We start from the raw sequence: 23,880 nt of genomic DNA on the forward strand, positions 1-23,880 counted from the left end.
TATGATACAATGGTGGCAAATTTTACTTCTCACTTTGTACTCAGCTTATCAAATCTGTGATGAGTTGACAATCGTTTCATCTGCAGGTTCTCCTGTATTCGCTGGTTTTATTACTGGTTTGATCATGGGAGATGTGACAACTGGTTTGTTTATCGGTGGTAGCTTGCAGTTGTTCGTTCTCGGGGTTGGTACCTTCGGTGGTGCTTCTCGTATCGACGCAACTTCTGGTGCGGTTCTTGCAACAGCATTCTCTATCTCTCAAGGTATTGATACAGATCTTGCGATTACAACAATCGCTGTACCAGTAGCAGCACTTTTGACATACTTCGACGTTCTTGGACGTATGACAACTACTTTCTTTGCACACCGTATTGATGCTGCGATCGAACGCTTTGACTACAAAGGTATCGAACGCAACTACCTACTTGGTGCAGTGCCTTGGGCTCTTTCTCGTGCCCTTCCAGTATTCTTCGCTCTTGCTTTTGGTGGTGCTTTTGTACAATCAGTAGTAGACCTTGTTAAAGAATATCAATGGATTGCAGATGGTTTGACACTTGCAGGTCGTATGCTTCCAGGTCTTGGATTTGCAATCTTGCTTCGTTACCTTCCAGTTAAACGTAACCTTCACTACCTTGCAATGGGATTCGGTTTGACAGCTATGTTGACTGTTCTTTACTCATATGTAACAGGTCTTGGTGGAGCTGTTGCGGGTATCCTTGGTACTCTTCCTGCTGATGTTGCTGAAAAGATTGGCTTTGCTAACAACTTCAAAGGTTTGTCTATGATCGGTGTTTCTATCGTAGGTATCTTCCTTGCAGTTGTTCACTTTAAGAACAGCCAAAAAGTAGCTGTAGCAGCACCTTCTACACCATCAGAAAGTGGGGAAATCGAAGATGACGAATTCTAATTACAAATTTACAAAAGAAGATTTTAATCAAATCAACAAACGTAGCTTGTTTACTTTCCAATTAGGTTGGAACTATGAGCGTATGCAAGCTTCTGGTTACCTTTACATGATCTTGCCTCAATTGCGTAAAATGTATGGGGATGGAACTCCTGAATTGAAAGAAATGATGAAAGTTCATACTCAATTCTTCAATACTTCTCCATTCTTCCACACAATTATCGCTGGTTTTGACCTTGCCATGGAAGAAAAAGATGGTGTAGGTTCAAAAGATGCCGTTAACGGTATCAAGACAGGTTTGATGGGACCATTTGCTCCTCTTGGAGACACAATCTTTGGTTCACTTGTACCTGCTATCATGGGATCTATCGCAGCAACTATGGCTATCGCTGGCCAACCATGGGGTATCTTCCTTTGGATCGCAGTTGCAGTTGCTTATGACATCTTCCGTTGGAAACAATTGGAATTTGCATATAAAGAAGGGGTTAACCTTATCAACAACATGCAAAGTACCTTGACAGCTTTGATTGACGCTGCATCTGTACTTGGTGTCTTCATGATGGGTGCTCTTGTAGCAACAATGATCAACTTTGACATTTCTTACAAATTGCCAATCGGTGAAAAGATGATTGACTTCCAAGACATCTTGAACTCAATCTTCCCACGCTTGCTTCCAGCAATCTTTACTGCCTTTATCTTCTGGTTGCTTGGTAAGAAAGGTATGAACTCTACTAAAGCGATCGGTATCATTATCGTTCTTGCAGTAGCTCTTTCTGCTCTTGGTAAATTTGCACTTGGAATGTAATTGATTATGACTAAATCATTAATTTTAGTGAGTCATGGTCGCTTCTGTGAAGAACTTAAAGGTAGCACAGAAATGATCATGGGTCCACAGGACAACATTCATGCAGTGGCTCTTCTTCCAGAAGATGGCCCAGAAGAATTTACTGCAAAATTTGAAGCTGCTATCGAAGGATTGGATGATTTCCTAGTCTTTGCGGACCTTCTCGGCGGAACACCATGTAACGTGGTGAGCCGTTTGATCATGGAAGGCCGCGACATTGAACTCTACGCAGGGATGAATCTTCCAATGGTGATTGAATTTATCAATGCAAGCCTTACATGTGCAGATGCGGACTACAAGAGTCGCGCTGCAGAAAGCATCGTAAAAGTCAACGACCTGTTAGCGGGCTTCGATGATGACGAAGACGAATAATACTCTTCGAAAATCAAATTCAAACCACGTCAGCGTCGCCTTGTCGTACTCAAGTACAGACTGCGGCTAGCTTCCTAGTTTGCTCTTTGATTTTCATTGAGTATACGATGTGACAACGGCTAAATCGTTAGAGCATCTTATATAGAATATACATGGGAATGGGAGTCACTCCCATTCCCATATTTTCAATAGGAATGAAACAACAATAGATTAGAGGAACTCTATGCTAAATTACACAAAAGAAGAATTACTTGAACTGGGTGCAGAAATCACGACTCGTGAGATCTACCAACAGCCCGATGTATGGAAAGAAGCTTTTGAAGCCTATCAAGCAAAACGGGAAGAAATTGCAGCCTTCCTACAAGGAATCGCTGATAAACATGACTATATCAAGGTCATCTTGACAGGTGCTGGGACTTCTGCTTATGTGGGAGATACCTTGGTACCATACTTTAAGGAAGTCTATGACGAACGCAAATGGAACTTCAATTCTATTGCGACAACAGATATCGTAGCCAATCCAGAAACCTATCTGAAAAAAGATGTGGCAACTGTCCTTGTATCCTTTGCTCGCAGTGGGAATTCACCTGAAAGTGTGGCGACGGTTGATTTGGCTAAAGCCTTGGTTGATGACCTCTATCAAGTGACCATTACATGTGCTGCAGATGGTAAATTGGCTCTTCAAGCTCATGGCGATGAGCGCAATCTTTTGCTCTTGCAACCAGCTGCTTCCAATGACGCTGGATTTGCCATGACTTCTAGCTTTACGTCCATGATGTTAACAGCTCTCTTGGTTTTTGATCCTACAGAATTTGCTGTGAAAGCTGAACGTTTTGAAGTTGTTTCTAGCCTTGCCCGCAAAGTTCTAGACAATGCAGCAGATGTTAAAGAGCTTGTTAACCTTGACTTTAACCGTGTTATCTACCTGGGCGCTGGTCCTTTCTTTGGACTTTCTCATGAAGCACAGCTCAAGATTTTGGAATTAACAGCTGGTCAAGTTGCGACCATGTATGAAAGTCCAGTTGGCTTCCGTCACGGTCCAAAATCTCTTATCAACGAAGATACAGTTGTTTTGGTATTTGGTACAACGACAGACTACACTCGCAAGTACGACTTGGACTTGGTTCGTGAAGTGGCTGGTGATCAGATTGCTCGTCGTGTTGTGCTCTTGAGTGATCAAGCCTTTGGTCTTGAAAATGTCAAAGAAGTAGCACTTGGTTGTGGCGGTGTCTTGAACGATATTTACCGTGTCTTCCCTTACATCGTTTATGCTCAACTCTTTGCCCTATTGACTTCACTCAAGGTAAAAAATAAACCAGATACACCGTCTCCTACTGGTACTGTAAACCGTGTGGTACAAGGTGTGATCATTCATGACTATCAAAAATAAGGAAGTGTCTATGAGTAAATTACAATTAAGTCCCAATAAAGTAGCTTGCTTGCAAAAACTATCTGACGAGAACGGCATTATCTCAGCTCTTGCCTTTGACCAACGTGGTGCTTTGAAACGCCTCATGGCTCAGTATCAAACAGAAGAGCCAACAGTGGATCAAATGGAAGAACTCAAAGTCTTGGTTGCAGATGAATTGACAAAATACGCATCCTCTATGCTTCTTGACCCTGAGTACGGACTTCCAGCGACTAAAGCTCTTGCTCCAAATGCAGGTCTTCTCCTTGCTTATGAAAAAACAGGATACGATACAACTAGCACCAAACGCTTGCCAGACTGCTTGGACGTTTGGTCTGCAAAACGTATCAAGGAACAAGGTGCAGATGCTGTCAAGTTCTTGCTTTACTATGACGTAGATAGCTCTGACGAACTCAACCAACAAAAACAAGCTTACATCGAACGCATTGGATCTGAATGCGTGGCGGAAGACATTCCATTCTTCCTTGAAATCCTCGCTTACGATGAAAAAATCGCTGATGCAGGTTCTGCAGAATACGCAAAAGTAAAACCACACAAGGTTATCGGTGCTATGAAGGTCTTCTCAGACCCACGCTTCAACATCGATGTCTTGAAAGTGGAAGTTCCAGTCAACGTCAAATACGTTGAAGGTTTTGGCGATGGTGAAATCGTTCATACTCGTGAAGAAGCAGCAGCCTTCTTCAAAGCACAAGATGAAGCAACAAACTTGCCGTACATTTACTTGAGTGCGGGTGTATCAGCCAAACTCTTCCAAGAAACCCTTGTCTTTGCCCACGAATCAGGCGCGAACTTCAATGGAGTTCTTTGCGGCCGTGCAACTTGGGCTGGATCAGTTGAAGCCTACATCAAAGATGGTGAGGCAGCAGCTCGTGAATGGCTACGCACAACTGGATTTGAGAACATTGACGAACTCAACAAGGTTCTTCAAACAACAGCGGCTTCATGGACTGAACGTGTAGAAGCATAAAAACAAGAATAGAAGAATTCCTTTTTGTTAAGAAGATACTTAAGGTTTTCTGACAAAGGATTTTGAAAATAAAAACTACAACCATAGATGGTGAGACACTCTCTATGGTTTGTTTACTTAAGAGAAATGGATCAAAGGAGAGAAGAATGAAAGCATACACAGAGCGTGTATTTGGAAATCATGAGGGCAAGGATGTCTTGGCCTATCGCTTTGAGACTGACAGTGGCTATCAACTAGAAATTATGACCTATGGTGCGACCATTTTGCGCTATGTTACACCTGACAAGGCTGGGAATTTTGCCAATGTGATCTTGGACTTTGATGATTTTGCTAGCTATGTAGGCAATAGTCCCAAGCATGGAGCAAGTGTAGGTCCTGTAGCGGGCCGTATTGCAGGTGCGACATTTGAGCTTAATGGCCAGACCTATAATCTTGAAGTCAATAATGCTAGCAACTGTAACCACAGTGGCTCAACAGGTTGGGATTCGAGCTTGTTTGAATTGGTAGAGGTGAGCGACCATGGCTTAACCCTCTACACAGAGCGTACAGACGGGACAGGAGGATTTCCTGGTAATCTCAAGATATGGATCAGCTATCACTTGGAAGAAACTGGCGCCTACGAAATCAGCTATAAGGTAACGACTGATCAGGATACGCTAGTCAATCCAACCAACCACAGCTACTTCAATTTGTCTGGTGATTTCACGCAGACAATTGACCGCCATGTCTTCCAGCTAAATACGGAGGGCATTTACCCAATCGCTCCGGACGGTGTTCCAGCTAAGACTCCAGACGCCACTCGTGATGTGGTTAAACACATCTACAATGGAGCTTTGTTGAAGGATATCTTTGCAGAGGAAGATGAACAAATCCAGTTGGTATCTGGTTTGGATCATCCATTTGCCCTTCCTGCTGGTCATGACAATGCTGGTTTCCTTTATGACCAAAACTCAGGTCGTTTCCTGCTGTTCAAGACAGAGGCCCCTTGCTTTGTGGTCTACACAGCAAACTTTGTGGATGAGAGTGTGCTCATAGCTGGTCAGCCAATGCTGCAACACAATGGGATTGCCCTTGAAGCGCAAGCTTTACCAGATGCCATTCACAGTGACCTCAAAGACCAGGTCATTCTCAAAGCAGGGGAAACTTTCACCAGCAAAACTCGCTACGAGCTTGTTGTAAAATAAAAAGAAGAGCTGGTTTCCAGCTCTTTTGAGTTGTCTTAGTTGACATTTTATCTCAATAGTGTATAATTGATGTAATACTTAAAGTTACAACAAACAAAAGGAGACACCCGATGACTTATGCATACCAAAGCTATATTTACCTAGCAGAGGCGGTTTTAAATGTCAAGGATTTGACGAGTCAAACGGCTTTTTATCACCAGATTATTGGCTTGGAGATTTTATCTCAAACAGAGACAGAAGCGATTTTGGGACTTGGTCGAAAAGCCTTGGTTCACTTGATTCAGGCAGAAAAGGCGGGGGAAGTAAAGGAGCATTATGGGCTCTACCATCTGGCGATTTTGTTGCCGACACGAAAAGCCTTGGCAGATGTCTTGAAACACCTAAGTGATTTGCGGATTCCTCTGGTCGGAGGTGCAGATCATGGATACAGCGAGGCTATTTATCTAGAGGATTTGGAAGGGAATGGCATTGAACTCTACCGTGATAAGCCAGTGTCTTCATGGGATATTCGAGAAGACGGTCGCATTATCGGTGTGACCGAAGCCCTTGCGGCACAGGACATCTATGAGCTAGGGGAAAAGGTAGATCCCTTTATCCTAGCTGAAGGGGCGAGAATGGGGCATATCCATCTATCGGTGAAGGATAGTCGTGCGGCGAGCCAGTTTTATCAAAAGGTGTTAGGACTAGAAGATAAATTTAGCATTCCTAGTGCTAGTTGGATAGCGGCTGGTCAGTACCATCACCACCTGGCTGTCAACGAATGGGCTGGAAAAGGGCTGGCTCCGCGTGAGCAAGGCTTGCCAGGCTTGGCCTACTATGTCCTTGAGGTCGAAAGCAAGGAAGAACTCTTGGACATCGTTAAGCAAGCGCAAGAGCTAGAAGCACCGATCAAATGGCTACATTCGAGTGAAGTGGATCTTGTAGACCCAGATGGGATTGTGACCCGCATTTGCTTGGCACGATGAGATGTGAAAAACACATCATAGACATAGAAAAAGGCGGACAAGCTCGCATTCTGTTTTTAGAATGCGGATTTGTTCGCTTTTTTATGAAATGACGAAACCTTTCTTGGATCTAGCAAAGGTATCTGCCGGGGATATTTCCCCTTTTCTGGGGGTTCATGCTATAATACTAATAAACTTTTCTTTCTCTAGGAAGGCAAATGCCGAAAAAGCTAGACTACTCGCAATCGTCGTCACGATGCTTTTAAGAAAAAGTAGGATTCTGGTTGAATATCCGCATTGAGTTTAGGAGACGGGTAATAAGATGGACACAAGTGTAAAAAAATTAATCAGTATGGGCCCTCTGGAGGACTCTTTTATCTATTATGATCTGAAGAATCAAGTATTCTACAGTGTAAAACAAGGCATGAATTATTCAGCCATTGCTGCTCCTATTGCAATCTATTCCTTCCAACGGCTGTCAAAGTTGCTCAACCAAACCTTTGGAGATGTCTCCTCCCCTTTCAATCTGATTTTCTTTATCCTGATGTCTCTGTTTTTGGTTTTCGGGACCATTCTCTTTGCCAAGTCTACCCGACGTAACATGAAGACAGATAGATTTAGAAAAGTCCGGCTCACAAAAGCCAATATCAAAACACTTAAGAGAAAATCTAGGGCGTTGACAGTAGTTGGCTACATTTTTGTTTTAATAACGATTTTTTCAGCCTATCGTTATCTGACTGTTTCTGATTTTCAATTTTTACTTATGTACATGTTAGGGATTGGTATTCTTACATATATAGTCTATGATTTTCGGATGAAAACGCGCAAACGACTGTTCAAGGAGCTGATGGAGACATTACAGGACGGTAGCCGAGGGAAAGAGGGAGAAATGTAAGATGAGAAAAATCATTTATATAGGCCAAGGATGCCAGCAATCCGTCTACTATAACACAAAGACGAGAGAGGCTTTAGCGACAGAATCTAGCGCCTCGTCAGAAACCGATGGTGCTATCAGTTCAAAGAAATCCAAGTGGCCTTGGGTTGTCTTCTTTGTTTTCTTGCTAGTTGCTATCATCAGTATTTGGATTCGTTCTTTGATAGCGCCCTTTAGATTGAGTGAGTGGATGGCACCTATCCATCTAGCCGCTATCCTTTTCGTTTTTATCGGAAGTGTTTATGGATTTGAAAAACTGTTCTACAGTGGGGCTAAGTCGCTTGTCCCAGCAAGTGAAGAACAGTTTAAAGATGCGGTTGAAAGTAGTACCTTTTGGAGGAAGTCACCAGATAAGGAACCAACAGTCGATAAAATCATCTTGTATCTATTTGCTATCCTCGTTCTTCTATTTGTTTTTGTTATTGTTGTGTTCTTTGCCATACCTGGGACCTTCATTCCCTACTATGAACATGAATGGTTTGAGCCGTCCATGTTCATGGTACCAATTGGAGCAACGATCGTCCCAATTAGTGTCGTACTGCTCTTGTTCCAAAACAACCCAATCCGTTGGCTCTTAGCCGTACGAAAATACAAGCAGGGGAAAGTGTTATTTGGGGAAGAGAAATAAGTGGGAGGATAGGATGAAAGAAAAATATATTGAATTTTTGAATATGGCAGTTGTGGATACTAGACCTATAAAAAACTCTGATTTTTTAAAGTCAGGTGCAATTGAAGTAATGTTTACTTTGCTGATATTTATAGTGTCTATTTTTATAGAAGGTAAAATACATGATGTAAGTATGAATATCTTTCATATTGCTATTTATCATCTATTGGCTTTGTTATTCATGTTCTTGCTATTTCAAAAGTTTTCCAAATCAAAATTATTGCAAATATTTCCGGCTACGTCTGTGCTAATTTTTCACATTGAATTTCTCTTCTGGAGTTCTATATTTTTGGGAGATGACTACTGGTCTATCTTTATAGTGTTGATTGGCCTAAGCCTTATTTTTCAGTTACTCACCTTTATTTACCAGTTGTTAATTGTCCCTAAAGCTAAGACTTTGCCATCTGGAGAGTTCAGGAAGACAATGTTACATATCCCTTCTGTTATTGTTACTTGTTCAGCAGCAATTGTCGTAGTTATAGCACGTTTATTTACGTTGCCGGCGGTATATATTGTTACTAGTCTTGTGGCAGTAAGTATTGGATGCATTCCCTTCTATTGGTTTGAGTATGCACGAGTATTCACAGGCTGGAAAAAGAAAAGCACCAATAACTTTATTTATAGAGGAGAAATAAAATGAAATTAGTGAGAATGTCTAGCAGTAGTACAGCTCATGCTAGGAGGCTAAGATGAAAGAAAGATATTATGAATTTTTAAATATGGCAGTTGTAGATACTAGTCCTATAAAGAACTCTGACTTTTTACGGTCTGTTGCAATTGAAGTAATATTTTCTTTACTGATATTTATAGGTTCTTTTTTTATCAAAGAGGAGTCACATGATATGAGTATGCTAGTTTTTCGTTTTACTATTTATCATATACTGGTACTCGTGTTCATATTCTTGCTATTCCAAAAGTTTTCCAAAACAAAAATTTTGCAATTAGTGCCAGCTAGTTCCGTGTTCATTTCTCATGTAGAATTACTTTTTGGAAGTTCTATATTTTTAGGAGATGACTACTGGTCTATTTTCATGAAGTTAATTGGATTGAGCCTTATTTTTCAACTAATAACCTTTGTTTACCAGTTGTTAATTGTCCCTAAAGCTAAGACCTTACCATCTGGAGAGTTCAGGAAGACAATCTTACACATTCCTCCACTTATTCTTGCTTCATTAGCAGCAATTTTAGCAATTATGGGACGTTTATTTATGTTACTAGCGATATATATTATTCCTGGTATTGTAGGATTAAGTATTGCCTGCCTTCCCTTCTATTGGCTTGAGTATGCACGAGTATTCACTGGTTGGAAAAAGAAAAGCACGGATAACTTTATTTATAGAGGAGAAATAAAATGAAATTAATTAGAATAGATATCAGCAATATTGCTTATACAGAGAAAAAAATTCCTATGGATTCTTTTCCAGATTTGATTGAAGAGTGTGAAAAGTTATTATTTGAAACTGGGGTTTATAAAAATGGTCCGACGACGATTGAAACTTGTTTGAGCACTTTTGGAAAGCTAGGAGAAACCTTGTTTAAGGTCTATATTCCGACAAACATTCCAATTGAAGGAAATGATGAATTCCAATATCTAGAACATTTTACAATTAAGCAGTGTGTCTCTGATGTAACTCCATTTGATGAACATCTCCTTCCAAAAATTGAAGAAATGAAGCAATATATTCAAGATGAGGGGTTGGAAATGCAAGGAGATACCATTTTTCTAGCGATATTGCCAATATTTGGACAGCACTTTGTTGAAATTAATATCCCAATTAAGGAGATTTCAGATGCTATTTAAAAACGTGGGAGAATACCAAGATATACAATATAGAAATGTTATCTCAAGGTATTACACAGTATCTCCAGAAGAGATGCCAGACACCTATAACGCTTTTTTAGACGAAGTAAGAAAATCAGGATATACGCTTCGAGGACCTTTCTTTTATACGATTAATTCCAAGTTAGAAGAAAATCAAGATGTGTTGATGGAACTGTTTATCCCAGTAGAAGAAGAGTATATTGAAGATGCTTAGCCGAAAGACTTTTTGTATCACAGCCTGTTTCAAATTTTAAATACTGTTTCAACTAGAATTTTGGAACCAGATGATGAGTTAGTACGAGAAGGAATCGACTTTTTAGCTGGCTATATTCATTTTCGAGACTATAAAGAGTTGACCCCTCCCTTCTTTTTTACCACATCAATTGATGAGAAATTTTATACGGATATAAAAGTAGGGGTGTTGAAGGAGTAAGTCGAATTTTTAATAAAGCTCACAAAAGAATAAAGAAGAGAGGGAATGATAATGTCACAAGAGAGATATTTGCAGATCAAAAAAGAGCATCAAGTTCGTAAGTTTGTGGGGCTTTTCTTCTTCATTCTTCTCGCTATACTCGATGTTCTACTGGTATCAAGTCATTCCAATTATGTCCCGCTTATAACGGTGGCTATGGTAACGATTGTGCCTTTTAATCATTTTCTACTTGGTCCTCTTAGGAGACAGAAAAAAGCTATAGAAAAAGAGCATCCAGAATGGAAAATACTTAGTACGAAGGGAGTAAAGGTTCCCTCGGCTGAAGCCAATAAAAGAACCTTGGCTGGTATTGGGATCTTGATAGCCTTGCTGTTGTCTTTTGGGCTATTCTATAAACCTGTAAAACAGCCGAACGACCAAGTAAACAAGCCGCCTAAGCTTGATTCTAAAGCGCCTGAAACGTCCAAGTCTTCAGAGTCTGAGTCGTCCAGCTCTTCTAAGACCAAAGAATCCAGTTCCTCAGAGTCGAAATCCTCGTCTTCGACTGAACAAAGTTCTAAAACCGAAAGTTCAGGAACAAAACCCTCAAAAAGCGAATCCAATAATCCTTATTACCAGATTCCAGGACTTACTGACGAACAGGTGAGAGATATCATATCAAAATCGGTGAAAGATTTGAGAGAAAAACAGTCAAAAGAAAAATCCGAGGAGTAGACTCGAGGGCATCGATGTCCTTTCTGGATGAGTTAGTTTTAAGATTTTACTGTATAAAATAACAGGAGGAGTTCATATGAATAAAGAAGTGATTGGTTTGATAGTTGGGACAATCGTCATCTTCCTATCTTTTGTATTTGTATGTGGGGCCTTTCTCTATCTCTATCTTCGAGATCAGAAGTTGGTCCGCCTTGCCAAGTCATCCGTTCCTGGAACGGTTATCGGCTATAGCCGTTTTCGTGAGGGGTATCCACCTATCGTCGAATACACGGTGGATGGGATTGCTTATAAGAAAACCTTGCAGTATTTTATGTTCAAAACGGTCACAATTCCGTGGGGAACTACTAAATTTTTAAAGGACTATACAAGAGAAGATATGCTAGCGACTTCGATCACTCGCTACAGCAACTCCTTTGTTTCCTTCAAACGCTTGATGCAGACCCATTTCCCCCTTCATTCGGAACTGACGGTCTGGTATGATCCAGACAAGCCGACCAGGGCCTATGTCGAGCGTTACAGCGGAATGGACAAGTTTTACAAGTGGTTTGGTATCGGATTTGGGCTGGCTCTAGTTCTAGTCTATGGGATAGTGATCCTAGCCTTTTTGTCCAATTTGTCCAAGATATACGCATAAAGATCAGTTGGTTGAAAGGAAACGTGACTTCCCATCGAGCTTCAAGGAGGACAGAGTTTCTTTTCCATTTCCATGCTTATCAATCTTTTCTATCTGATACAGAGGAGAGGTTGCCTCCTACAAATACAGACAGGAAGTGAATTTTGACAAAGCCCCTTATTCGAGATATAATGAAGAAAAAGTGACCAAGGATAAATCAATGACAAACTCAAAGTATATAACACGCCTGAAACGTTCAGAGGGTCAGTTGCGTGGGATTCAAAAGATGATTGAAGAAGATCGTGACTGCGCAGATATTGTTACGCAGTTGACAGCAGTGAAATCTAGCGTTGAGCGCGTGATTGAGATGATCATTACTGAAAATCTCACTGACTGTATCAACCAACCACTAGACGACCCCGAGGCTCAAAAGGAACGCCTAGAAAAGGCCATCCGATACCTGATTAAACGAAAATAAACTAATTTGCTATTGATAAACAATGCAGACAAAGGTATTTAAGTTTGTTCCGACAAAAAAATCATGTCGGCCAAACGGATGAGTTCCCCCAATACCAATGAGAAAACCTCTTTTTAGATACTATCAATGTGTTTCTTTTTTAGAAGCGACGGGCTACGAATCCTATATCAGTGGGTTGCAGAAATGAAAAAACCGATTAAGGAACTTAATCGGTTTTTTCATTATTCTACTTGACCGGGCCAAGCATTCATACCACCTTCTACATTGATAACGGTGAGGCCTTGGGCGCTTAGAAATTCACAAGCAGATGCGGATCGTACTCCACCTTGACAGATGACATGGTATTCCTGGTCAGGTTTGAGTTCTTTGTAACCTTGCTCCAAGGTACTTAACGGAAGATTTTTGGCACTTGGTGCATGTCCTGCTTGGAATTCATGCACTTCACGTACATCGATAAGATTTAGATTTTCATTTAGGTATTTTTCATAAAAGTCAGCCATGCTGATACTAGTTTCCATATTTGACTCCTTCTGGATTAGCCATTTTATATTGTGAATAAGCGCCATCAAGGCTTTGGACGGTAAATCCTGCCTGCTGGAGGCTGTTCTTTGCAATATAGCGATGTAGGCCTGGTTCTTGTCTGGTTCATCCAAGTTCTCCCATAGTTCGCTTAGGAGAATGTGGATGGTGTCGACCTTGGGTAGCCCCTAAAATTCGCCACTTGTCCGTATATCTAGGGATTTTTACCCTTAGTCAGATCGCCTTCGAGCGGACACCATTGGATATTGTCGCTCAGACCTTCGATAAGGTTCAAGGCTGCGTAGCCCATTTTATGCTTCTAGATGACCTTACCTGTCCAAGCGCTCATACCGCCTCGGACATTGATAACATCATAGCCTTTTTTCTTAAGCTTTTTCGCAGCTAGTTTGCTTCGTACACCAGAATGACAAATGACATAGAGTGTTTCTTTTGTCGCAGGTGTGTAAGAACCGATTTCCGTTAAAGGAACATTCTTGGCATTTTTGATATGACCTCTATGGAATTCCGTAGGCGTCCGAACATCCAGTAGCTGAATCGGTTCTCTGAGTTTAGCTTCTAACTCGCTGGTCGAAATACTGTCAATTTTTGTAAATAATAAGTGAAACATAGGCACCTCCAAATATACCCTTATGGGGTATATTAAACCACGAAGTCAATCTTTTGTCAAGCAAGTTGTTTTGACTTGGGAGGGAATTAGTTTCGAGAGTCTAGAAAGCAGGCTATTCTTGACCTTTCAAAGTCTTTTTGATATGATGGCCTCAAACTAAGTGTGAGGTATTAAGATGACCAGTGAATACCAGAAAATGATAGCGGGAGAGCCCTATCATCCGTTTGATTCCGAGCTGCGGACCTTGGCTCAGACAGCACGTCAGAAGCAGGCGGATTTCAACCAGGAGTTAGATCCCTTGAAAGGGGCGGAGATTATCAAAAGTTGGTTTGGCTCAACTGGGCAAAATCTCTATGTCAATCCACGCTTGGTGGTCGATTATGGAGTCAATATCCATCTAGGGGAAAATTTTTATTCTAATTGGAACTTGACCATGCTGGATGTTTGTCCGATTCGCATTGGGAACAACGCTATGCTTGGCCCCAACTGTCAGTTTTTAACCCCACTCCATCCACTGGATCCGGATGAACGCAATTCAGGGGTTGAATACGGCAAGCCCATCACCATTGGAGATAATTTCTGGGCTGGAGGTGGCGTCATTGTCCTTCCTGGAGTGACACTGGGCAATAACGTCGTCGCAGGAGCAGGGGCCGTGATTACCAAGTCTTTTGGCGACAATGTCGTCCTAGGTGGGAATCCTGCGCGTGTCATTAAGGAAATCCCAGTAAAAGAAAACTAAAAAGAACAGCTTAGGCTGTTCTTTTTGTAATTTTTATCTTAGTCTTATAGATTTTTCTTCTTTTTGGCTTTCTTGGTCAAGGAGACATCGCACTGAGGAATCTTGCTTGTCAAGTAGCTCGTCAGTTGAAAGTCGTCTACTTGAGTATGGAGATCAACTTCGTAGACGGTTTGCAAGGATTCACCAGCATTGCTGGTATCTACTGAGATGAGGTCAGACTCGGTGCAAAATTGATCCAGCGCAACCTGTATAGTATCTAGGCGGTCTTCTTTATTGGGAAGTGTGATGGTTAAGAGTCTACGACGTTGGTGATTGCTCTTGCTCTGATGTTTTTCCAAAAGGAGCCAAATACCTAGGATAAAGACCGTGAAGAGTACGGCCAAGAGAAGGTAGCCCGTCCCTGCCGCCAGACCGATGATCATGGCTAGAAAGATAGCAATAAGCTCTCGAGAGCCACTCGTGGCAGAACGGAAACGAATGAGACTAAAGGTCCCTGCCACTGCAATTGACGTTCCGAGACTGCCGTTGACGAGGAAGATGACCAGCGTCATCAAACAAGGTAAAAGGGTCAAACTGATGACAAATTCCCGTGTGTAAAGAGTCCGTTGCTTGTAGGCCCAGCTGAGTGCTAGTCCTAGAATAAGGCTGACGACAAGGGCGAGTAGGAGTTGAATGGGGTCAGCAGTGGCGGTTGCGTCGTTGAAAATAGAGTTAAAAAGATTAGACATAAGCATTACCTACACTTTCTCCGATAGTTTGTGAGGCATAGGCCAGTCCTTGTGATTTATGGTAGGCGCAGGAGTATTTTGAGAATTTTTGCTCTACCAGCCCATACTTATCAAGGATATCCTGTAGCCATTGCGGTTTGTCACCAGGTGCCTTGATTTCCATGATGATCAGATCTTCATCTAAGAGAGGCAGGCCTTTTTTGTCAGCGAATAGGCTGACACCTTCATCACGATAGATCAGGTTTTGGTCAAGAGTGACACGAATTTTTTGGTAGCGGAATCCTTGAATTTTCTTTTTGTCTTTTAGTGAAAAACGGTCATAAGAAATATAGATACGCGGTTTGAGAGCCTCGCTGTAGCGTTGACGTAGCTTTTGAACTTCTCCTACCAGAAAGCTATCTTTGATTAGGTCTCCTCCCCAACCCTTAGTGATGAGTTGGGTGATGGTATCTGACTGGGATAGGACGCGGTGCTTGTGACCGATACCGGCTTCGTCTTTGGACTTGATTTCTAGAAAGACGGGGCTGTCAGCTCTTGGTTGCATGAGATAGGTCCGCATACGGATTTTTTCCTTCTTATGCTGATCCTGCAAGGAGTCTTGGATGAGCTGAAAATCTTCTGTGTCAAAGTAGATATTGGAAATGGTCGAAGTCGGATAGTCGTCCTCGACGAGGTAGTCTTTCAAATCTTCTATTAAATCCTGTAGGTCTGTTTTAGAGACCAGGTACTTGGTTTCGATCCGTTCAAAGCTTGTTTCTAGGGGTTTCATAAGCAATTTCTCCTTTAGATAAATCATAGATTAAACAAGGTAAACTTGCTTGGAACAAGTCTAGAGGACATTTCTAAAAGTTTTATTAAGCAAAACTTAACTGAAACTGAATTTAAGGAAACTTTCAGAAAAGTTTTAGTTTTGTTTCAGGAATCTTCTGTAGACTGTCTAGCTATATCATACGAAGGAGAGGAAAAAGCTATGAAATCAAAAAAATGGACCCTACTCGCAACGAGTTTAACGGCAATGGTGTTGCTGGCAGCATGTGCCCAGTCAACAACTACATCTAATACCAATGCAACGACAAATAGTGCAACAACAACTGCAACAAAGACAAACCAATCATCCTATTTTACAGAGAAGGACAATGATACTTCTTATGACGAAAGCACAGCTTCTAAGATTGAACTATCTGGCTCATCTCCAAACGTCTCTGGAGATGGGGTGACAGTCTCTGAATCAACAGTGACCATCACAAAATCTGGAACCTATGTAATTTCAGGTCAGTCTGATGGAGTGCAGATCAAGATTGAGGCAGATAAGTCTGCAGATGTTCATCTAGTCCTAAAAGGTGCGACCATGACCAATACCAATGCAGCGATATCTGCTACATCAGCTGGCCATGTCTACTTGACTCTAGCAGAGGGAACCACCAACAGTCTCTCTGACTCAAGCTCTAACAGCGACGAAAAAGCAGACGCAGCTCTCTTTTCTAAGGTGGATTTGACCATCAACGGGAAAGGAACTCTCAATGTAGATGGCAAGAAAAACAATGGTATCAAGGCCAACGACACCCTCCACATCACGGGTGGAACCTATAACATCACAGCAGTTGGCGATGCCTTTAATGTCAATGATGAACTCAATATCACTGGTACGACCATGACCATCGATGGCAAAGAAGATGGGGTCAAGGTGGACAATGACGAGAATACTTCAGTCGGAACCATGTACCTATCCAACAACAACATCACCGTCACAGCAGGAGATGATGGCATCCATGCATCAGGTGATTTGGTTATCGATAGTGGCACCTACACCGTCAAGAATTCGACAGAAGGACTTGAAGGCAAGTCAATCACTATCAACGGTGGGGACATTACCATCTACTCAACAGATGATGGGGTTAATGCAGCCAACAAAAACGCCCAACAGAGCGAAATCTTCTTCACCATGAACGGTGGGAACCTGACAGTAGAAGTTGGTCAAGGGGATACAGATCCAATCGACTCAAACGGCAATATCACGGTCACAGGCGGAACCATTAAAATGACTGGTCAAACAGGTTTTGACTTTGATGGAACAGCGACCTACACAGGTGGAGATATCTATCTCAATGGTGAAAAACAAACGGAAATTGTTAACTCTATGCCTGGAGGCGGTGGACCAAATGGAGGCCCTCAAGACGGCAGTCCAGCCCCAGATAAACGAGGGTAAAAAAATAATCTCCTTTCTCGAAAGAGAAGGGAGAGTTTTTATGTTTGAGAGATGGATTGTAGCTAGAACAACTCCCAATTAGGTCTTGAAAATTTCTTAGTCTGTTTCATATAAAAATGAGTAAAATGAATTTCCATCGCCAAGGTCATTAGAGTTGCGATAGCAATGACGATGGTAGGATTGGCTGAGAAAAGCAGAGAAAGAATAGGCCTTTAAAAAGTGGACAGGAAAGACCATTTCAGAGTATCGAGAAGAGATTTAGAAACAGCTCTAAAAGCAATAGCTATCCATTATAAGCATCAGATAATAATATCTGGTGCTTTATTTTTAAAAAAATTCAGATTTTTTCCTTGACAAGTGAGTGATTACTCACTATAATAGGTTTATATTTAGTAAGTGAGTAATCACTCACCGAGGAGGAAGTAAATGAAAACATTACTACATTTACAAGATTTAGTAAAATCTTTTGACCATCAAATAGTTCTGAATCATGTCAGCTTTGAATTGCAGCCAGGAGAAATTATAGGCTTAATTGGTCCGTCTGGTGCTGGTAAATCAACTATGATTAAGACTACGTTAGGAATGGAAAAGGCTGATGGAGGCGTAGCTTTAGTGTTAAATCACACTATGCCCAATCGCTATATTTTAGGAGATATTGGCTATATGGCCCAATCAGATGCTTTATACGAGACCTTGTCAGGCCAAGAAAATCTAGAATTTTTTGGTCAGCTAAAAGGGCTATCCAAAAGAGATCTGACAGCTGAAATTGCCCATGTGGCTCAAGTTGTAGATCTGACAGAGCATTTGAATAAAACGGTATCCGGTTATTCTGGAGGAATGAAGCGACGTTTGTCTTTAGCCATCGCGCTTCTGGGGAATCCTCAGCTCTTGATTTTGGACGAACCGACAGTTGGAATTGACCCTTCTCTTCGAAAGAAAATCTGGAAAGAATTATTCGCGCTTAGAGACAATGGGATTGGGATATTAGTTACTACCCATGTTATGGATGAAGCAGAGTTAACGGATAAGGTCGGCTTATTATTAGGTGGAAAAATCATTGCTTTTGATACACCGCAACACTTAAAAGATAGTTATCAAGTTTCAAGTATTGAAGAAGTATTTTTGAAAGCAGAAGGAGAGTAAGATGAGAACCATTGCTATTGCTAAAAAAGTTATCAAAGAATTGCTTCGTGACAAACGAACCTTGGCTATGATGTTTGTAGCGCCGGTATTTATTATGTGGCTGATGAACCTCATGTTTTCAGCTAGTACAACCGTGAATGTCAAGTTAGCGACACAAGATCTACCAACTGGTTTGGTAACGAAAATGGATGAGCTCGATCATGTGGACGTCGAGACTTATCAAGACTTAGATCAGGCTAAAAAAGCTCTAGCTGACGAAAAAGTAGATGCAGTCATATCGTATAAAGATGGTGAGTATCAGGTCGACTACGCAAATACGGATGCTTCTAAAACAACTATGACACGACAAGTGTTACGAACAAGTATCGTCAATGAAGGCACCGATCAGTTATTATCTCGTGTCAAACAAGCTCTTCCACAATTGGAATTAGATGCAAAGGCGCCTGAAATCAAAGAATCTTACCAATATGGAGATAAAAATACTGGATTCTTTGCACATATGATTCCAATTTTAATTGGCTTTGTGGTCTTTTTCTTTGTCTTTTTGATTTCTGGTATGGCACTTTTGAAAGAGCGCACAAGTGGAACCTTGGATCGCTTGTTAGCAACCCCAGTGAAACGTTCTGAAATCGTCTATGGCTATATGTTGTCTTACGGTATTATTGCGATTTTTCAAACGGCAGTTGTCGTCTTAGCAGCAATTTGGCTACTAGATGTAGAAGTTGTAGGAAATATTTTAAATGTTATAATAGTTAATGTGGTACTGGCTCTTGTAGCACTAGCTTTTGGGATTCTCTTGTCTACTCTAGCAAAATCAGAATTCCAAATGATGCAATTTATTCCTCTCGTGATTATGCCTCAACTCTTTTTCTCAGGGATTATTCCATTGTCATCCATGGGAGAATGGGCTCCAACTGTGGGGAAATTTTTGCCATTAACCTATTCTGGTGATGCAATAAGCCAGATTATTCTTTACGGACACAATCTTGGTGATATTTTGCCAAATCTTGGTGTTTTAATGATTTTCTTGATCATTTTAACAATTCTCAATATTGTTGGATTGCGTCGTTATCGTAAAGTTTAGAAATCAACATAAATAATGCTAAAAAGGTGTGAAGATTAGATGGATAAGACTGTTTTTGAATCGTTTGAAGATTACTTAGAAGAAGCGAATTACCCTCAAGGAAAGAAAAAAATCATGCAGGCAGCAGTGGATCTCATATCAACCAGGAGTTACCATGGGACCTCAACTCTTCACATAGCTGAGCGTGCTGGACTAAGTCAGGCAACTTTGTTTAAGTATTTTAAGACGAAGGATGATTTACTGACGGCTATTTTACATCCTGTAGTCCCAGGCATTTTCGGTAGTTTTTTTGAGGAACTCTTAGCTTTTGAAACGACAGAAGAGAGGGTTCGTTATCTCGTCCATGATCGTATGAGCTATCTCAAAAAAAATCGTGCTTTGATGAAAATCATTCTGCAGGAGAGTTTTTCAAATAAAAAACTAAAAAATGAACAGATTTTTATCTGGAATGCTATTCAAGATAAACTTCGAGTGCTTCATAAGGAATTGCTAGCAGATCCACGTGTAAATCCAGAGTTAACGATTCCTCAAATGGTTCGTATTTGTGTTGGTCCATTGTTGGCTTACTTCGCTCAGCTTTATATTGTTAGCGATAATGGAGAAATAAAAGAGGAAGACTTAGACTTATTAGAAAAACAGATTTTAGGTGGTTTGTGGAAATAAGGGAGTTCTAGAAGAACTAAGGTTTATTTACTTAACTTTCAAACAAGCTAAAAAAGACATGTTCTGCTTATTTCAGATTCATGTCTTTTTGTTATTGGATTTGATATGTTTTTATAAGTCCTCAATCACTTTGCCAAAACAGAAACCAACCTCTCCAGCGGTGCAACGATTTTTTAAATATATGGAAGAGGAGTTTTCTGGCTTGCTAAAGTCAACTCCTTGACACTCCGTCAGCTTTTGATACAATAGTACAAAATTACAGGAGGTGGGTTATGATTCAGAAACATGCGATTCCCATTTTGGAGTTTGATGACAATCCCCAGGCGGTCCTTATGCCAACACATGAGGGATTGGACTTAAAGTTGCCAAAGAAGTGTATCTATGCGTTTTTGGAGGAGGAGATTGACCGATATGCCCAGGAAGTAGGAGCGGACTGTATTGGTGAGTTCGTTTCGGCCACCAAGACTTATCCAGTCTACGTCCTCAACTATAAAGGCGAGGAGATTTGTCTGGCCCAGGCGCCCGTGGGCTCTGCCCCAGCGGCCCAGTTTATGGATTGGTTGATTGGCTATGGTGTGGAGCAAATCATCTCTACTGGTACCTGTGGCGTCCTAGCCGATATAGAGGAGAATGCCTTTCTCATCCCTGTTCGCGCTCTGCGAGATGAGGGGACCAGCTACCACTATGTAGCACCTTCTCGTTATATGGAGATACAGATTGAGGCTATCTCTGCCATTGAGCAAGTCTTGGAACAAAAAGGCATTCCTTACGAGGAAGTTATGACCTGGACGACAGATGGTTTTTACCGAGAGACAGCTGAAAAGATTGCCTATCGCAAGGAAGAAGGCTGTGCTGTTGTGGAGATGGAGTGCTCTGCTCTTGCGGCAGTAGCTCAGTTACGTAGGGTTGTCTGGGGAGAACTGCTCTTTACCGCAGATTCCCTGGCGGATCTAGATAACTACGACAGTCGTGACTGGGGTTCGGAAGCTTTTGATAAGGCGCTCGAACTCTGTCTTGCTATTGTGCACCACATGTGAGTGCTCTTACTGTTTTTATGGTACAATGTAGCTATGTTATTCAAATCTTTTTTGGAAAAAATAAAGACGACGCTGGTTCGGTTATCGCCAGCCCGTCGTATCTTTTTAAGTTTTGCCTTAGTTATCTTCTTGGGCTCGCTCCTTTTAAGCCTCCCCTTTGTGCAAGCAACAACGTCACAAGCGACTTACTTTGACCATCTCTTTACGACTGTGTCCATGGTCTGTGTGACAGGGCTCTTCACCCAGCCGGTGGCCTCTACTTATAATATTTGGGGTCAATTGATTTGCATGCTGTTGATCCAGATCGGTGGTTTGGGGCTTATGACCTTTATTGGAATTTTTTATATCCAAGGGAAACAAAAGCTCAGTCTTCGTAGCCGTGAGACTATTCAAGAAAGTTTTAGTTATGGGGAAACCCAGTCCTTAAAGGACTTCATCCGATCGATCTTTTTGACGACTTTTCTGGTAGAAGGGCTCGGTGCCTTTCTACTGAGTTTCCGCTTCATTCCTGAATTTGGATGGGGGCGAGGGATTTTAACCTCTATCTTTTTGGCTATTTCAGCTTTCTGCAATGCTGGATTTGATAATTTTGGAAGTACGAGTTTGGCAGTCTTTCAGACGGACCCTTTGATCAATCTAGTGATTGCAGGATTGATTATAACGGGTGGTCTAGGATTTATGGTCTGGTTTGACCTAGCGACCCAGTTTGGGAAAAAGAAAAAACGCCGCCTGCGTTTCCATACCAAGCTGGTTCTCTTTTTAACAGCGGGAATTCTACTCTTTGGAACAGTATCAACCCTTTTGATTGAGTGGAACAATTCAGGGACGATTGGGAATCTCAGCGTCCCAGAGAAACTGCTGGTTAGCTTTTTCCAGACTGTCAGTATGAGGACAGCAGGCTTTGCTTCTATTGATTACACCCAGGCTCGACCGGTCACCCTGCTGATCTACATCTTGCAGATGTTTCTGGGTGGGGCGCCTGGAGGGACAGCAGGGGGACTCAAGATTACGACCTTCTTTGTCTTGTTAGCCTTCGCTCGTAGCGAACTATTGGGCTTACCTCATGCCAATGTGGCTCGGAGAACTATTGAACCTCGAACCGTGCAAAAATCTTTTAGTGTCTTTATTATCTTCTTGCTAACATTCTTGCTGGGCTTGATTCTGCTGGGGATAACAGCAGAAGGAAATCCGCGCTTTATCTACCTCATGTTTGAGACCATTTCAGCCCTTGCGACAGTTGGAGTGACGGCTAATTTAACACCAGAGTTAGGTAAATTAGCCCTCAGTATCGTTATGTTGTTGATGTTTATCGGCCGTATTGGCCCCTTGACACTACTGGTCAGTTTAGCAGAATACCAGCCAGACAAGAAAGATTTGATTCACTATATGAAAGCAGATATCACCATTGGATAAGAAAGGAAGAACGATGTCAGATCGGACGATTGGAATTTTAGGCTTGGGAATTTTTGGGAGTAGTGTTTTGGCTGCTCTTGCCAAGCATCATATGAATATCATTGCTATTGATGACCACGAGGAGCGCATTAATCAATTTGAACCCGTGCTGGCGCGTGGGGTAGTTGGGGATATCACGGATGAAGAACTCCTTCTATCAGCGGGAATTGACACCTGCGATACCGTAGTTGTTGCAACGGGGGAAAATCTGGAATCCAGTGTTCTTGCAGTCATGCACTGTAAGAGTCTAGGAGTGCCGACCGTCATTGCCAAGGTAAAAAGTCACATGGCTAAAAAAGTATTGGAGAAAATTGGTGCGGACTCGGTCATCTCACCGGAATTTGAAATGGGACGTTCGTTAGCGCAGAGAATTCTCTTCCATAACAGCGTAGATGTCTTTCAGTTGGACAAGAATGTTTCAATTGTCGAGATGAGAATCCCCCAATCTTGGGCAGGGAAAAGCCTTAGCCAGCTAGATTTACGTGGGCGATACAATCTCAATGTACTTGGATTTCGTGACTATGAAAATGCTCCTCTAGATGTTCAATTCGGTCCTGATGACCTTTTACGGTCAGGCGCCTATATCATGGCGGTGATTAATAACCAACATTTGGATACTCTAACAGAGCTGAGTGAGTAGGAGAGGAAGGGCTGTTTTCTTCCCCAATGATTAATGAATCAATATAAGTATTTTATAAGAGGGATTTAAGAAAAATTTTAACTTTTTCTTAATCCTTTTTAATTTTAGGAGATTATACTAGAGTCATCAAAAAAAAGAAAAACTCTAAGGAGAATCCTATGAAATTCAATCCAAATCAGAGATATACTCGTTGGTCAATTCGCCGTCTTAGTGTCGGTGTTGCTTCAGTTGTTGTGGCCAGTGGCTTCTTTGTCCTAGTCGGTCAACCAAGTTCTGCGCGTGCTGATGTCGTCAATCCGACTCCTGCCCAAGTCGTGCCAGACGCTGCTTCGGTGAGTGAAAAGAGCGACTTACCAGCAGAGGTTCTCAAAAAAGCAGTCGATGTAGCTCTTCCTTCAGAACAGTCTATTCCAACACCTAAAGCAAGTGAGGATACGACAAGCTCTTCAGAAAAAGCGGACGCAACTGCTAAAGAGCCAGTAGTAGCACCAAAAGAAGAAATGCAAGCAAAGCCAGATTCTAAGAAACAAACAGAAGATGCAGTTAAATCTGTGGAAAGTCCTGCGTCTACAGTTTCTGGGCAAGACCGTGAAGCCAGTGAAGCACAACCAGCGACCACTCCAGCTGAAGTCCAAAAAGGTGTGGCTGACAATACCAAAGATACAGTAGATGTCCCAGCCACTTACTTGGACAAGGCTAACTTCCCTGGTCCCTTCACAGCCGGTGTCAACCAAGT

30 protein-coding genes are annotated in these 23,880 nt (G+C 41.7%); 26 read left to right on the forward strand and 4 right to left on the reverse strand.

Going from position 1 to position 23,880, the window contains the following annotated elements; translation table 11 throughout:
- Nucleotide 1 precedes the first annotated feature (1 nt).
- The 16 genes from NMM25_RS09515 to NMM25_RS09590 all read left to right on the forward strand — a co-directional run bounded on the left by NMM25_RS09515 (nucleotide 2) and on the right by NMM25_RS09590 (nucleotide 12,305).
- A complete protein-coding gene (locus NMM25_RS09515) occupies nucleotides 2-907 on the forward strand; it encodes a PTS mannose/fructose/sorbose/N-acetylgalactosamine transporter subunit IIC (RefSeq protein WP_000616992.1) in 906 nt (301 codons plus the stop codon).
- Entirely contained in the window at nucleotides 894-1,709 is an 816-nt protein-coding gene (locus NMM25_RS09520) for a PTS system mannose/fructose/sorbose family transporter subunit IID (RefSeq protein WP_254736715.1), read from the forward strand. Before NMM25_RS09515 ends, NMM25_RS09520 begins: the two co-directional genes overlap by 14 nt.
- A gap of 6 nt (nucleotides 1,710-1,715) precedes the next feature.
- Complete coding sequence (locus NMM25_RS09525) at nucleotides 1,716-2,120, forward strand: PTS sugar transporter subunit IIA (protein WP_254736716.1); 405 nt, start codon at nucleotides 1,716-1,718, stop codon at nucleotides 2,118-2,120.
- Between the two features lie 223 nt (nucleotides 2,121-2,343).
- Nucleotides 2,344-3,510, forward strand: a complete 1,167-nt coding sequence (locus NMM25_RS09530; protein WP_254736717.1) for an SIS domain-containing protein — start codon at nucleotides 2,344-2,346, stop codon at nucleotides 3,508-3,510.
- 10 nt (nucleotides 3,511-3,520) lie between these two features.
- Nucleotides 3,521-4,516 (forward strand): tagatose-bisphosphate aldolase, encoded by a 996-nt coding sequence (gene lacD / locus NMM25_RS09535; RefSeq protein WP_254736718.1) that lies wholly within the window; start codon nucleotides 3,521-3,523, stop codon nucleotides 4,514-4,516.
- Between the two features lie 146 nt (nucleotides 4,517-4,662).
- The gene (locus tag NMM25_RS09540) at nucleotides 4,663-5,700 is read left to right on the forward strand and encodes an aldose epimerase family protein (RefSeq protein ID WP_254736719.1); all 1,038 of its coding nucleotides are present in this window, start codon (nucleotides 4,663-4,665) and stop codon (nucleotides 5,698-5,700) included.
- Nucleotides 5,701-5,810: 110 nt separating this feature from the next.
- Nucleotides 5,811-6,665: a VOC family protein gene (locus NMM25_RS09545; protein WP_254736720.1), complete on the forward strand. Its 855-nt coding sequence runs from the start codon at nucleotides 5,811-5,813 to the stop codon at nucleotides 6,663-6,665.
- Between the two features lie 301 nt (nucleotides 6,666-6,966).
- Nucleotides 6,967-7,539, forward strand: coding sequence for a hypothetical protein (locus tag NMM25_RS09550; RefSeq protein ID WP_254736721.1), 573 nt, complete (start codon nucleotides 6,967-6,969; stop codon nucleotides 7,537-7,539).
- A 1-nt stretch (nucleotide 7,540) separates the two neighbouring features.
- Nucleotides 7,541-8,206: a hypothetical protein gene (locus tag NMM25_RS09555; RefSeq protein WP_254736722.1), complete on the forward strand. Its 666-nt coding sequence runs from the start codon at nucleotides 7,541-7,543 to the stop codon at nucleotides 8,204-8,206.
- 13 nt (nucleotides 8,207-8,219) lie between these two features.
- Complete coding sequence (locus tag NMM25_RS09560; RefSeq protein WP_254736723.1) at nucleotides 8,220-8,885, forward strand: lantibiotic ABC transporter permease; 666 nt, start codon at nucleotides 8,220-8,222, stop codon at nucleotides 8,883-8,885.
- A 49-nt stretch (nucleotides 8,886-8,934) separates the two neighbouring features.
- Nucleotides 8,935-9,600, forward strand: coding sequence for a lantibiotic ABC transporter permease (locus tag NMM25_RS09565; protein WP_254736724.1), 666 nt, complete (start codon nucleotides 8,935-8,937; stop codon nucleotides 9,598-9,600).
- Entirely contained in the window at nucleotides 9,597-10,046 is a 450-nt protein-coding gene (locus tag NMM25_RS09570; protein WP_254736725.1) for a hypothetical protein, read from the forward strand. Before NMM25_RS09565 ends, NMM25_RS09570 begins: the two co-directional genes overlap by 4 nt.
- Nucleotides 10,036-10,281, forward strand: coding sequence for a hypothetical protein (locus tag NMM25_RS09575; protein ID WP_254736726.1), 246 nt, complete (start codon nucleotides 10,036-10,038; stop codon nucleotides 10,279-10,281). Before NMM25_RS09570 ends, NMM25_RS09575 begins: the two co-directional genes overlap by 11 nt.
- Before the next feature lie 270 nt (nucleotides 10,282-10,551).
- Nucleotides 10,552-11,214, forward strand: coding sequence for a hypothetical protein (locus NMM25_RS09580; RefSeq protein ID WP_254736727.1), 663 nt, complete (start codon nucleotides 10,552-10,554; stop codon nucleotides 11,212-11,214).
- 76 nt (nucleotides 11,215-11,290) lie between these two features.
- Entirely contained in the window at nucleotides 11,291-11,848 is a 558-nt protein-coding gene (locus tag NMM25_RS09585) for a DUF3592 domain-containing protein (RefSeq protein ID WP_254736728.1), read from the forward strand.
- 199 nt (nucleotides 11,849-12,047) lie between these two features.
- Nucleotides 12,048-12,305 carry a metal-sensitive transcriptional regulator gene (locus NMM25_RS09590; RefSeq protein WP_002880547.1) on the forward strand — a complete coding sequence of 86 codons (258 nt, stop codon included), beginning with the start codon at nucleotides 12,048-12,050 and terminating at the stop codon, nucleotides 12,303-12,305.
- Nucleotides 12,306-12,526: 221 nt separating this feature from the next.
- Here the strand turns inward: NMM25_RS09590 and NMM25_RS09595 are convergent, their stop codons facing one another.
- Together NMM25_RS09595 and NMM25_RS09600 are read right to left on the reverse strand one after the other, a co-directional pair.
- The gene (locus NMM25_RS09595) at nucleotides 12,527-12,823 is read right to left on the reverse strand and encodes a rhodanese-like domain-containing protein (protein ID WP_041170828.1); all 297 of its coding nucleotides are present in this window, start codon (nucleotides 12,821-12,823) and stop codon (nucleotides 12,527-12,529) included.
- 320 nt (nucleotides 12,824-13,143) lie between these two features.
- Nucleotides 13,144-13,452 (reverse strand): rhodanese-like domain-containing protein, encoded by a 309-nt coding sequence (locus tag NMM25_RS09600; protein WP_000468876.1) that lies wholly within the window; start codon nucleotides 13,450-13,452, stop codon nucleotides 13,144-13,146.
- 22 nt (nucleotides 13,453-13,474) lie between these two features.
- On the opposite strand from NMM25_RS09600, the gene NMM25_RS09605 reads away from it, so the two are divergent.
- Together NMM25_RS09605 and NMM25_RS09610 are read left to right on the forward strand one after the other, a co-directional pair.
- Complete coding sequence (locus tag NMM25_RS09605; protein ID WP_254736729.1) at nucleotides 13,475-13,612, forward strand: hypothetical protein; 138 nt, start codon at nucleotides 13,475-13,477, stop codon at nucleotides 13,610-13,612.
- A gap of 15 nt (nucleotides 13,613-13,627) precedes the next feature.
- Nucleotides 13,628-14,191, forward strand: a complete 564-nt coding sequence (locus tag NMM25_RS09610; RefSeq protein WP_254736730.1) for a sugar O-acetyltransferase — start codon at nucleotides 13,628-13,630, stop codon at nucleotides 14,189-14,191.
- Nucleotides 14,192-14,235: 44 nt separating this feature from the next.
- Here the strand turns inward: NMM25_RS09610 and NMM25_RS09615 are convergent, their stop codons facing one another.
- Both NMM25_RS09615 and NMM25_RS09620 read right to left on the reverse strand, forming a co-directional pair.
- Nucleotides 14,236-14,919 (reverse strand): DUF4956 domain-containing protein, encoded by a 684-nt coding sequence (locus NMM25_RS09615; RefSeq protein ID WP_254736731.1) that lies wholly within the window; start codon nucleotides 14,917-14,919, stop codon nucleotides 14,236-14,238.
- Nucleotides 14,912-15,688: a polyphosphate polymerase domain-containing protein gene (locus NMM25_RS09620; protein ID WP_254736732.1), complete on the reverse strand. Its 777-nt coding sequence runs from the start codon at nucleotides 15,686-15,688 to the stop codon at nucleotides 14,912-14,914. The genes NMM25_RS09615 and NMM25_RS09620 overlap by 8 nt, the downstream gene beginning before the upstream one ends.
- A gap of 201 nt (nucleotides 15,689-15,889) precedes the next feature.
- Between NMM25_RS09620 and NMM25_RS09625 the strand changes: the two genes are divergently transcribed.
- The 8 genes from NMM25_RS09625 to NMM25_RS09660 all read left to right on the forward strand — a co-directional run.
- A complete protein-coding gene (locus tag NMM25_RS09625; RefSeq protein ID WP_254736733.1) occupies nucleotides 15,890-17,125 on the forward strand; it encodes a carbohydrate-binding domain-containing protein in 1,236 nt (411 codons plus the stop codon).
- A gap of 426 nt (nucleotides 17,126-17,551) precedes the next feature.
- Entirely contained in the window at nucleotides 17,552-18,268 is a 717-nt protein-coding gene (locus tag NMM25_RS09630) for an ABC transporter ATP-binding protein (protein WP_254736734.1), read from the forward strand.
- A gap of 1 nt (nucleotide 18,269) precedes the next feature.
- Nucleotides 18,270-19,352 carry an ABC transporter permease gene (locus NMM25_RS09635; RefSeq protein WP_254736735.1) on the forward strand — a complete coding sequence of 361 codons (1,083 nt, stop codon included), beginning with the start codon at nucleotides 18,270-18,272 and terminating at the stop codon, nucleotides 19,350-19,352.
- Nucleotides 19,353-19,391: 39 nt separating this feature from the next.
- Nucleotides 19,392-20,015, forward strand: coding sequence for a TetR/AcrR family transcriptional regulator (locus tag NMM25_RS09640; RefSeq protein ID WP_000361924.1), 624 nt, complete (start codon nucleotides 19,392-19,394; stop codon nucleotides 20,013-20,015).
- Nucleotides 20,016-20,287: 272 nt separating this feature from the next.
- A complete protein-coding gene (locus NMM25_RS09645) occupies nucleotides 20,288-21,052 on the forward strand; it encodes a nucleoside phosphorylase (RefSeq protein ID WP_254736736.1) in 765 nt (254 codons plus the stop codon).
- A 33-nt stretch (nucleotides 21,053-21,085) separates the two neighbouring features.
- Complete coding sequence (locus tag NMM25_RS09650) at nucleotides 21,086-22,465, forward strand: TrkH family potassium uptake protein (protein ID WP_254736737.1); 1,380 nt, start codon at nucleotides 21,086-21,088, stop codon at nucleotides 22,463-22,465.
- 13 nt (nucleotides 22,466-22,478) lie between these two features.
- Nucleotides 22,479-23,144 carry a TrkA family potassium uptake protein gene (locus NMM25_RS09655; RefSeq protein ID WP_001283889.1) on the forward strand — a complete coding sequence of 222 codons (666 nt, stop codon included), beginning with the start codon at nucleotides 22,479-22,481 and terminating at the stop codon, nucleotides 23,142-23,144.
- Between the two features lie 158 nt (nucleotides 23,145-23,302).
- A partial coding sequence (locus tag NMM25_RS09660) for a YSIRK-type signal peptide-containing protein (protein WP_254736738.1) occupies nucleotides 23,303-23,880 on the forward strand: 578 nt, incomplete at its 3' end.

Origin of the sequence: Streptococcus sp. CF10-1 (assembly GCF_024295825.1) — a bacterium.
Classification (GTDB): Bacteria; Bacillota; Bacilli; order Lactobacillales; family Streptococcaceae; genus Streptococcus.

Excerpts from the sequence above, each read along its gene's own strand:
- NMM25_RS09530 (WP_254736717.1), top strand. The coding sequence starts at position 2,344 with ATGCTAAATTACACAAAAGAAGAATTACTTGAACTGGGTGCAGAAATC.
- NMM25_RS09575 (WP_254736726.1), top strand. The coding sequence starts at position 10,036 with ATGCTATTTAAAAACGTGGGAGAATACCAAGATATACAATATAGAAAT.
- NMM25_RS09625 (WP_254736733.1), top strand. The coding sequence starts at position 15,890 with ATGAAATCAAAAAAATGGACCCTACTCGCAACGAGTTTAACGGCAATG.
- NMM25_RS09600 (WP_000468876.1), bottom strand. The coding sequence starts at position 13,452 with ATGTTTCACTTATTATTTACAAAAATTGACAGTATTTCGACCAGCGAG.
- NMM25_RS09595 (WP_041170828.1), bottom strand. The coding sequence starts at position 12,823 with ATGGAAACTAGTATCAGCATGGCTGACTTTTATGAAAAATACCTAAAT.
- NMM25_RS09590 (WP_002880547.1), top strand. The coding sequence starts at position 12,048 with ATGACAAACTCAAAGTATATAACACGCCTGAAACGTTCAGAGGGTCAG.
- NMM25_RS09630 (WP_254736734.1), top strand. The coding sequence starts at position 17,552 with ATGAAAACATTACTACATTTACAAGATTTAGTAAAATCTTTTGACCAT.
- NMM25_RS09520 (WP_254736715.1), top strand. The coding sequence starts at position 894 with ATGACGAATTCTAATTACAAATTTACAAAAGAAGATTTTAATCAAATC.
- NMM25_RS09580 (WP_254736727.1), top strand. The coding sequence starts at position 10,552 with ATGTCACAAGAGAGATATTTGCAGATCAAAAAAGAGCATCAAGTTCGT.
- NMM25_RS09570 (WP_254736725.1), top strand. The coding sequence starts at position 9,597 with ATGAAATTAATTAGAATAGATATCAGCAATATTGCTTATACAGAGAAA.
- lacD (WP_254736718.1), top strand. The coding sequence starts at position 3,521 with ATGAGTAAATTACAATTAAGTCCCAATAAAGTAGCTTGCTTGCAAAAA.
- NMM25_RS09635 (WP_254736735.1), top strand. The coding sequence starts at position 18,270 with ATGAGAACCATTGCTATTGCTAAAAAAGTTATCAAAGAATTGCTTCGT.
- NMM25_RS09540 (WP_254736719.1), top strand. The coding sequence starts at position 4,663 with ATGAAAGCATACACAGAGCGTGTATTTGGAAATCATGAGGGCAAGGAT.
- NMM25_RS09615 (WP_254736731.1), bottom strand. The coding sequence starts at position 14,919 with ATGTCTAATCTTTTTAACTCTATTTTCAACGACGCAACCGCCACTGCT.
- NMM25_RS09640 (WP_000361924.1), top strand. The coding sequence starts at position 19,392 with ATGGATAAGACTGTTTTTGAATCGTTTGAAGATTACTTAGAAGAAGCG.
- NMM25_RS09550 (WP_254736721.1), top strand. The coding sequence starts at position 6,967 with ATGGACACAAGTGTAAAAAAATTAATCAGTATGGGCCCTCTGGAGGAC.
- NMM25_RS09565 (WP_254736724.1), top strand. The coding sequence starts at position 8,935 with ATGAAAGAAAGATATTATGAATTTTTAAATATGGCAGTTGTAGATACT.
- NMM25_RS09525 (WP_254736716.1), top strand. The coding sequence starts at position 1,716 with ATGACTAAATCATTAATTTTAGTGAGTCATGGTCGCTTCTGTGAAGAA.
- NMM25_RS09555 (WP_254736722.1), top strand. The coding sequence starts at position 7,541 with ATGAGAAAAATCATTTATATAGGCCAAGGATGCCAGCAATCCGTCTAC.
- NMM25_RS09655 (WP_001283889.1), top strand. The coding sequence starts at position 22,479 with ATGTCAGATCGGACGATTGGAATTTTAGGCTTGGGAATTTTTGGGAGT.
- NMM25_RS09620 (WP_254736732.1), bottom strand. The coding sequence starts at position 15,688 with ATGAAACCCCTAGAAACAAGCTTTGAACGGATCGAAACCAAGTACCTG.
- NMM25_RS09610 (WP_254736730.1), top strand. The coding sequence starts at position 13,628 with ATGACCAGTGAATACCAGAAAATGATAGCGGGAGAGCCCTATCATCCG.
- NMM25_RS09560 (WP_254736723.1), top strand. The coding sequence starts at position 8,220 with ATGAAAGAAAAATATATTGAATTTTTGAATATGGCAGTTGTGGATACT.
- NMM25_RS09545 (WP_254736720.1), top strand. The coding sequence starts at position 5,811 with ATGACTTATGCATACCAAAGCTATATTTACCTAGCAGAGGCGGTTTTA.
- NMM25_RS09585 (WP_254736728.1), top strand. The coding sequence starts at position 11,291 with ATGAATAAAGAAGTGATTGGTTTGATAGTTGGGACAATCGTCATCTTC.
- NMM25_RS09515 (WP_000616992.1), top strand. The coding sequence starts at position 2 with ATGATACAATGGTGGCAAATTTTACTTCTCACTTTGTACTCAGCTTAT.
- NMM25_RS09605 (WP_254736729.1), top strand. The coding sequence starts at position 13,475 with ATGGGGTATATTAAACCACGAAGTCAATCTTTTGTCAAGCAAGTTGTT.
- NMM25_RS09650 (WP_254736737.1), top strand. The coding sequence starts at position 21,086 with ATGTTATTCAAATCTTTTTTGGAAAAAATAAAGACGACGCTGGTTCGG.
- NMM25_RS09645 (WP_254736736.1), top strand. The coding sequence starts at position 20,288 with ATGATTCAGAAACATGCGATTCCCATTTTGGAGTTTGATGACAATCCC.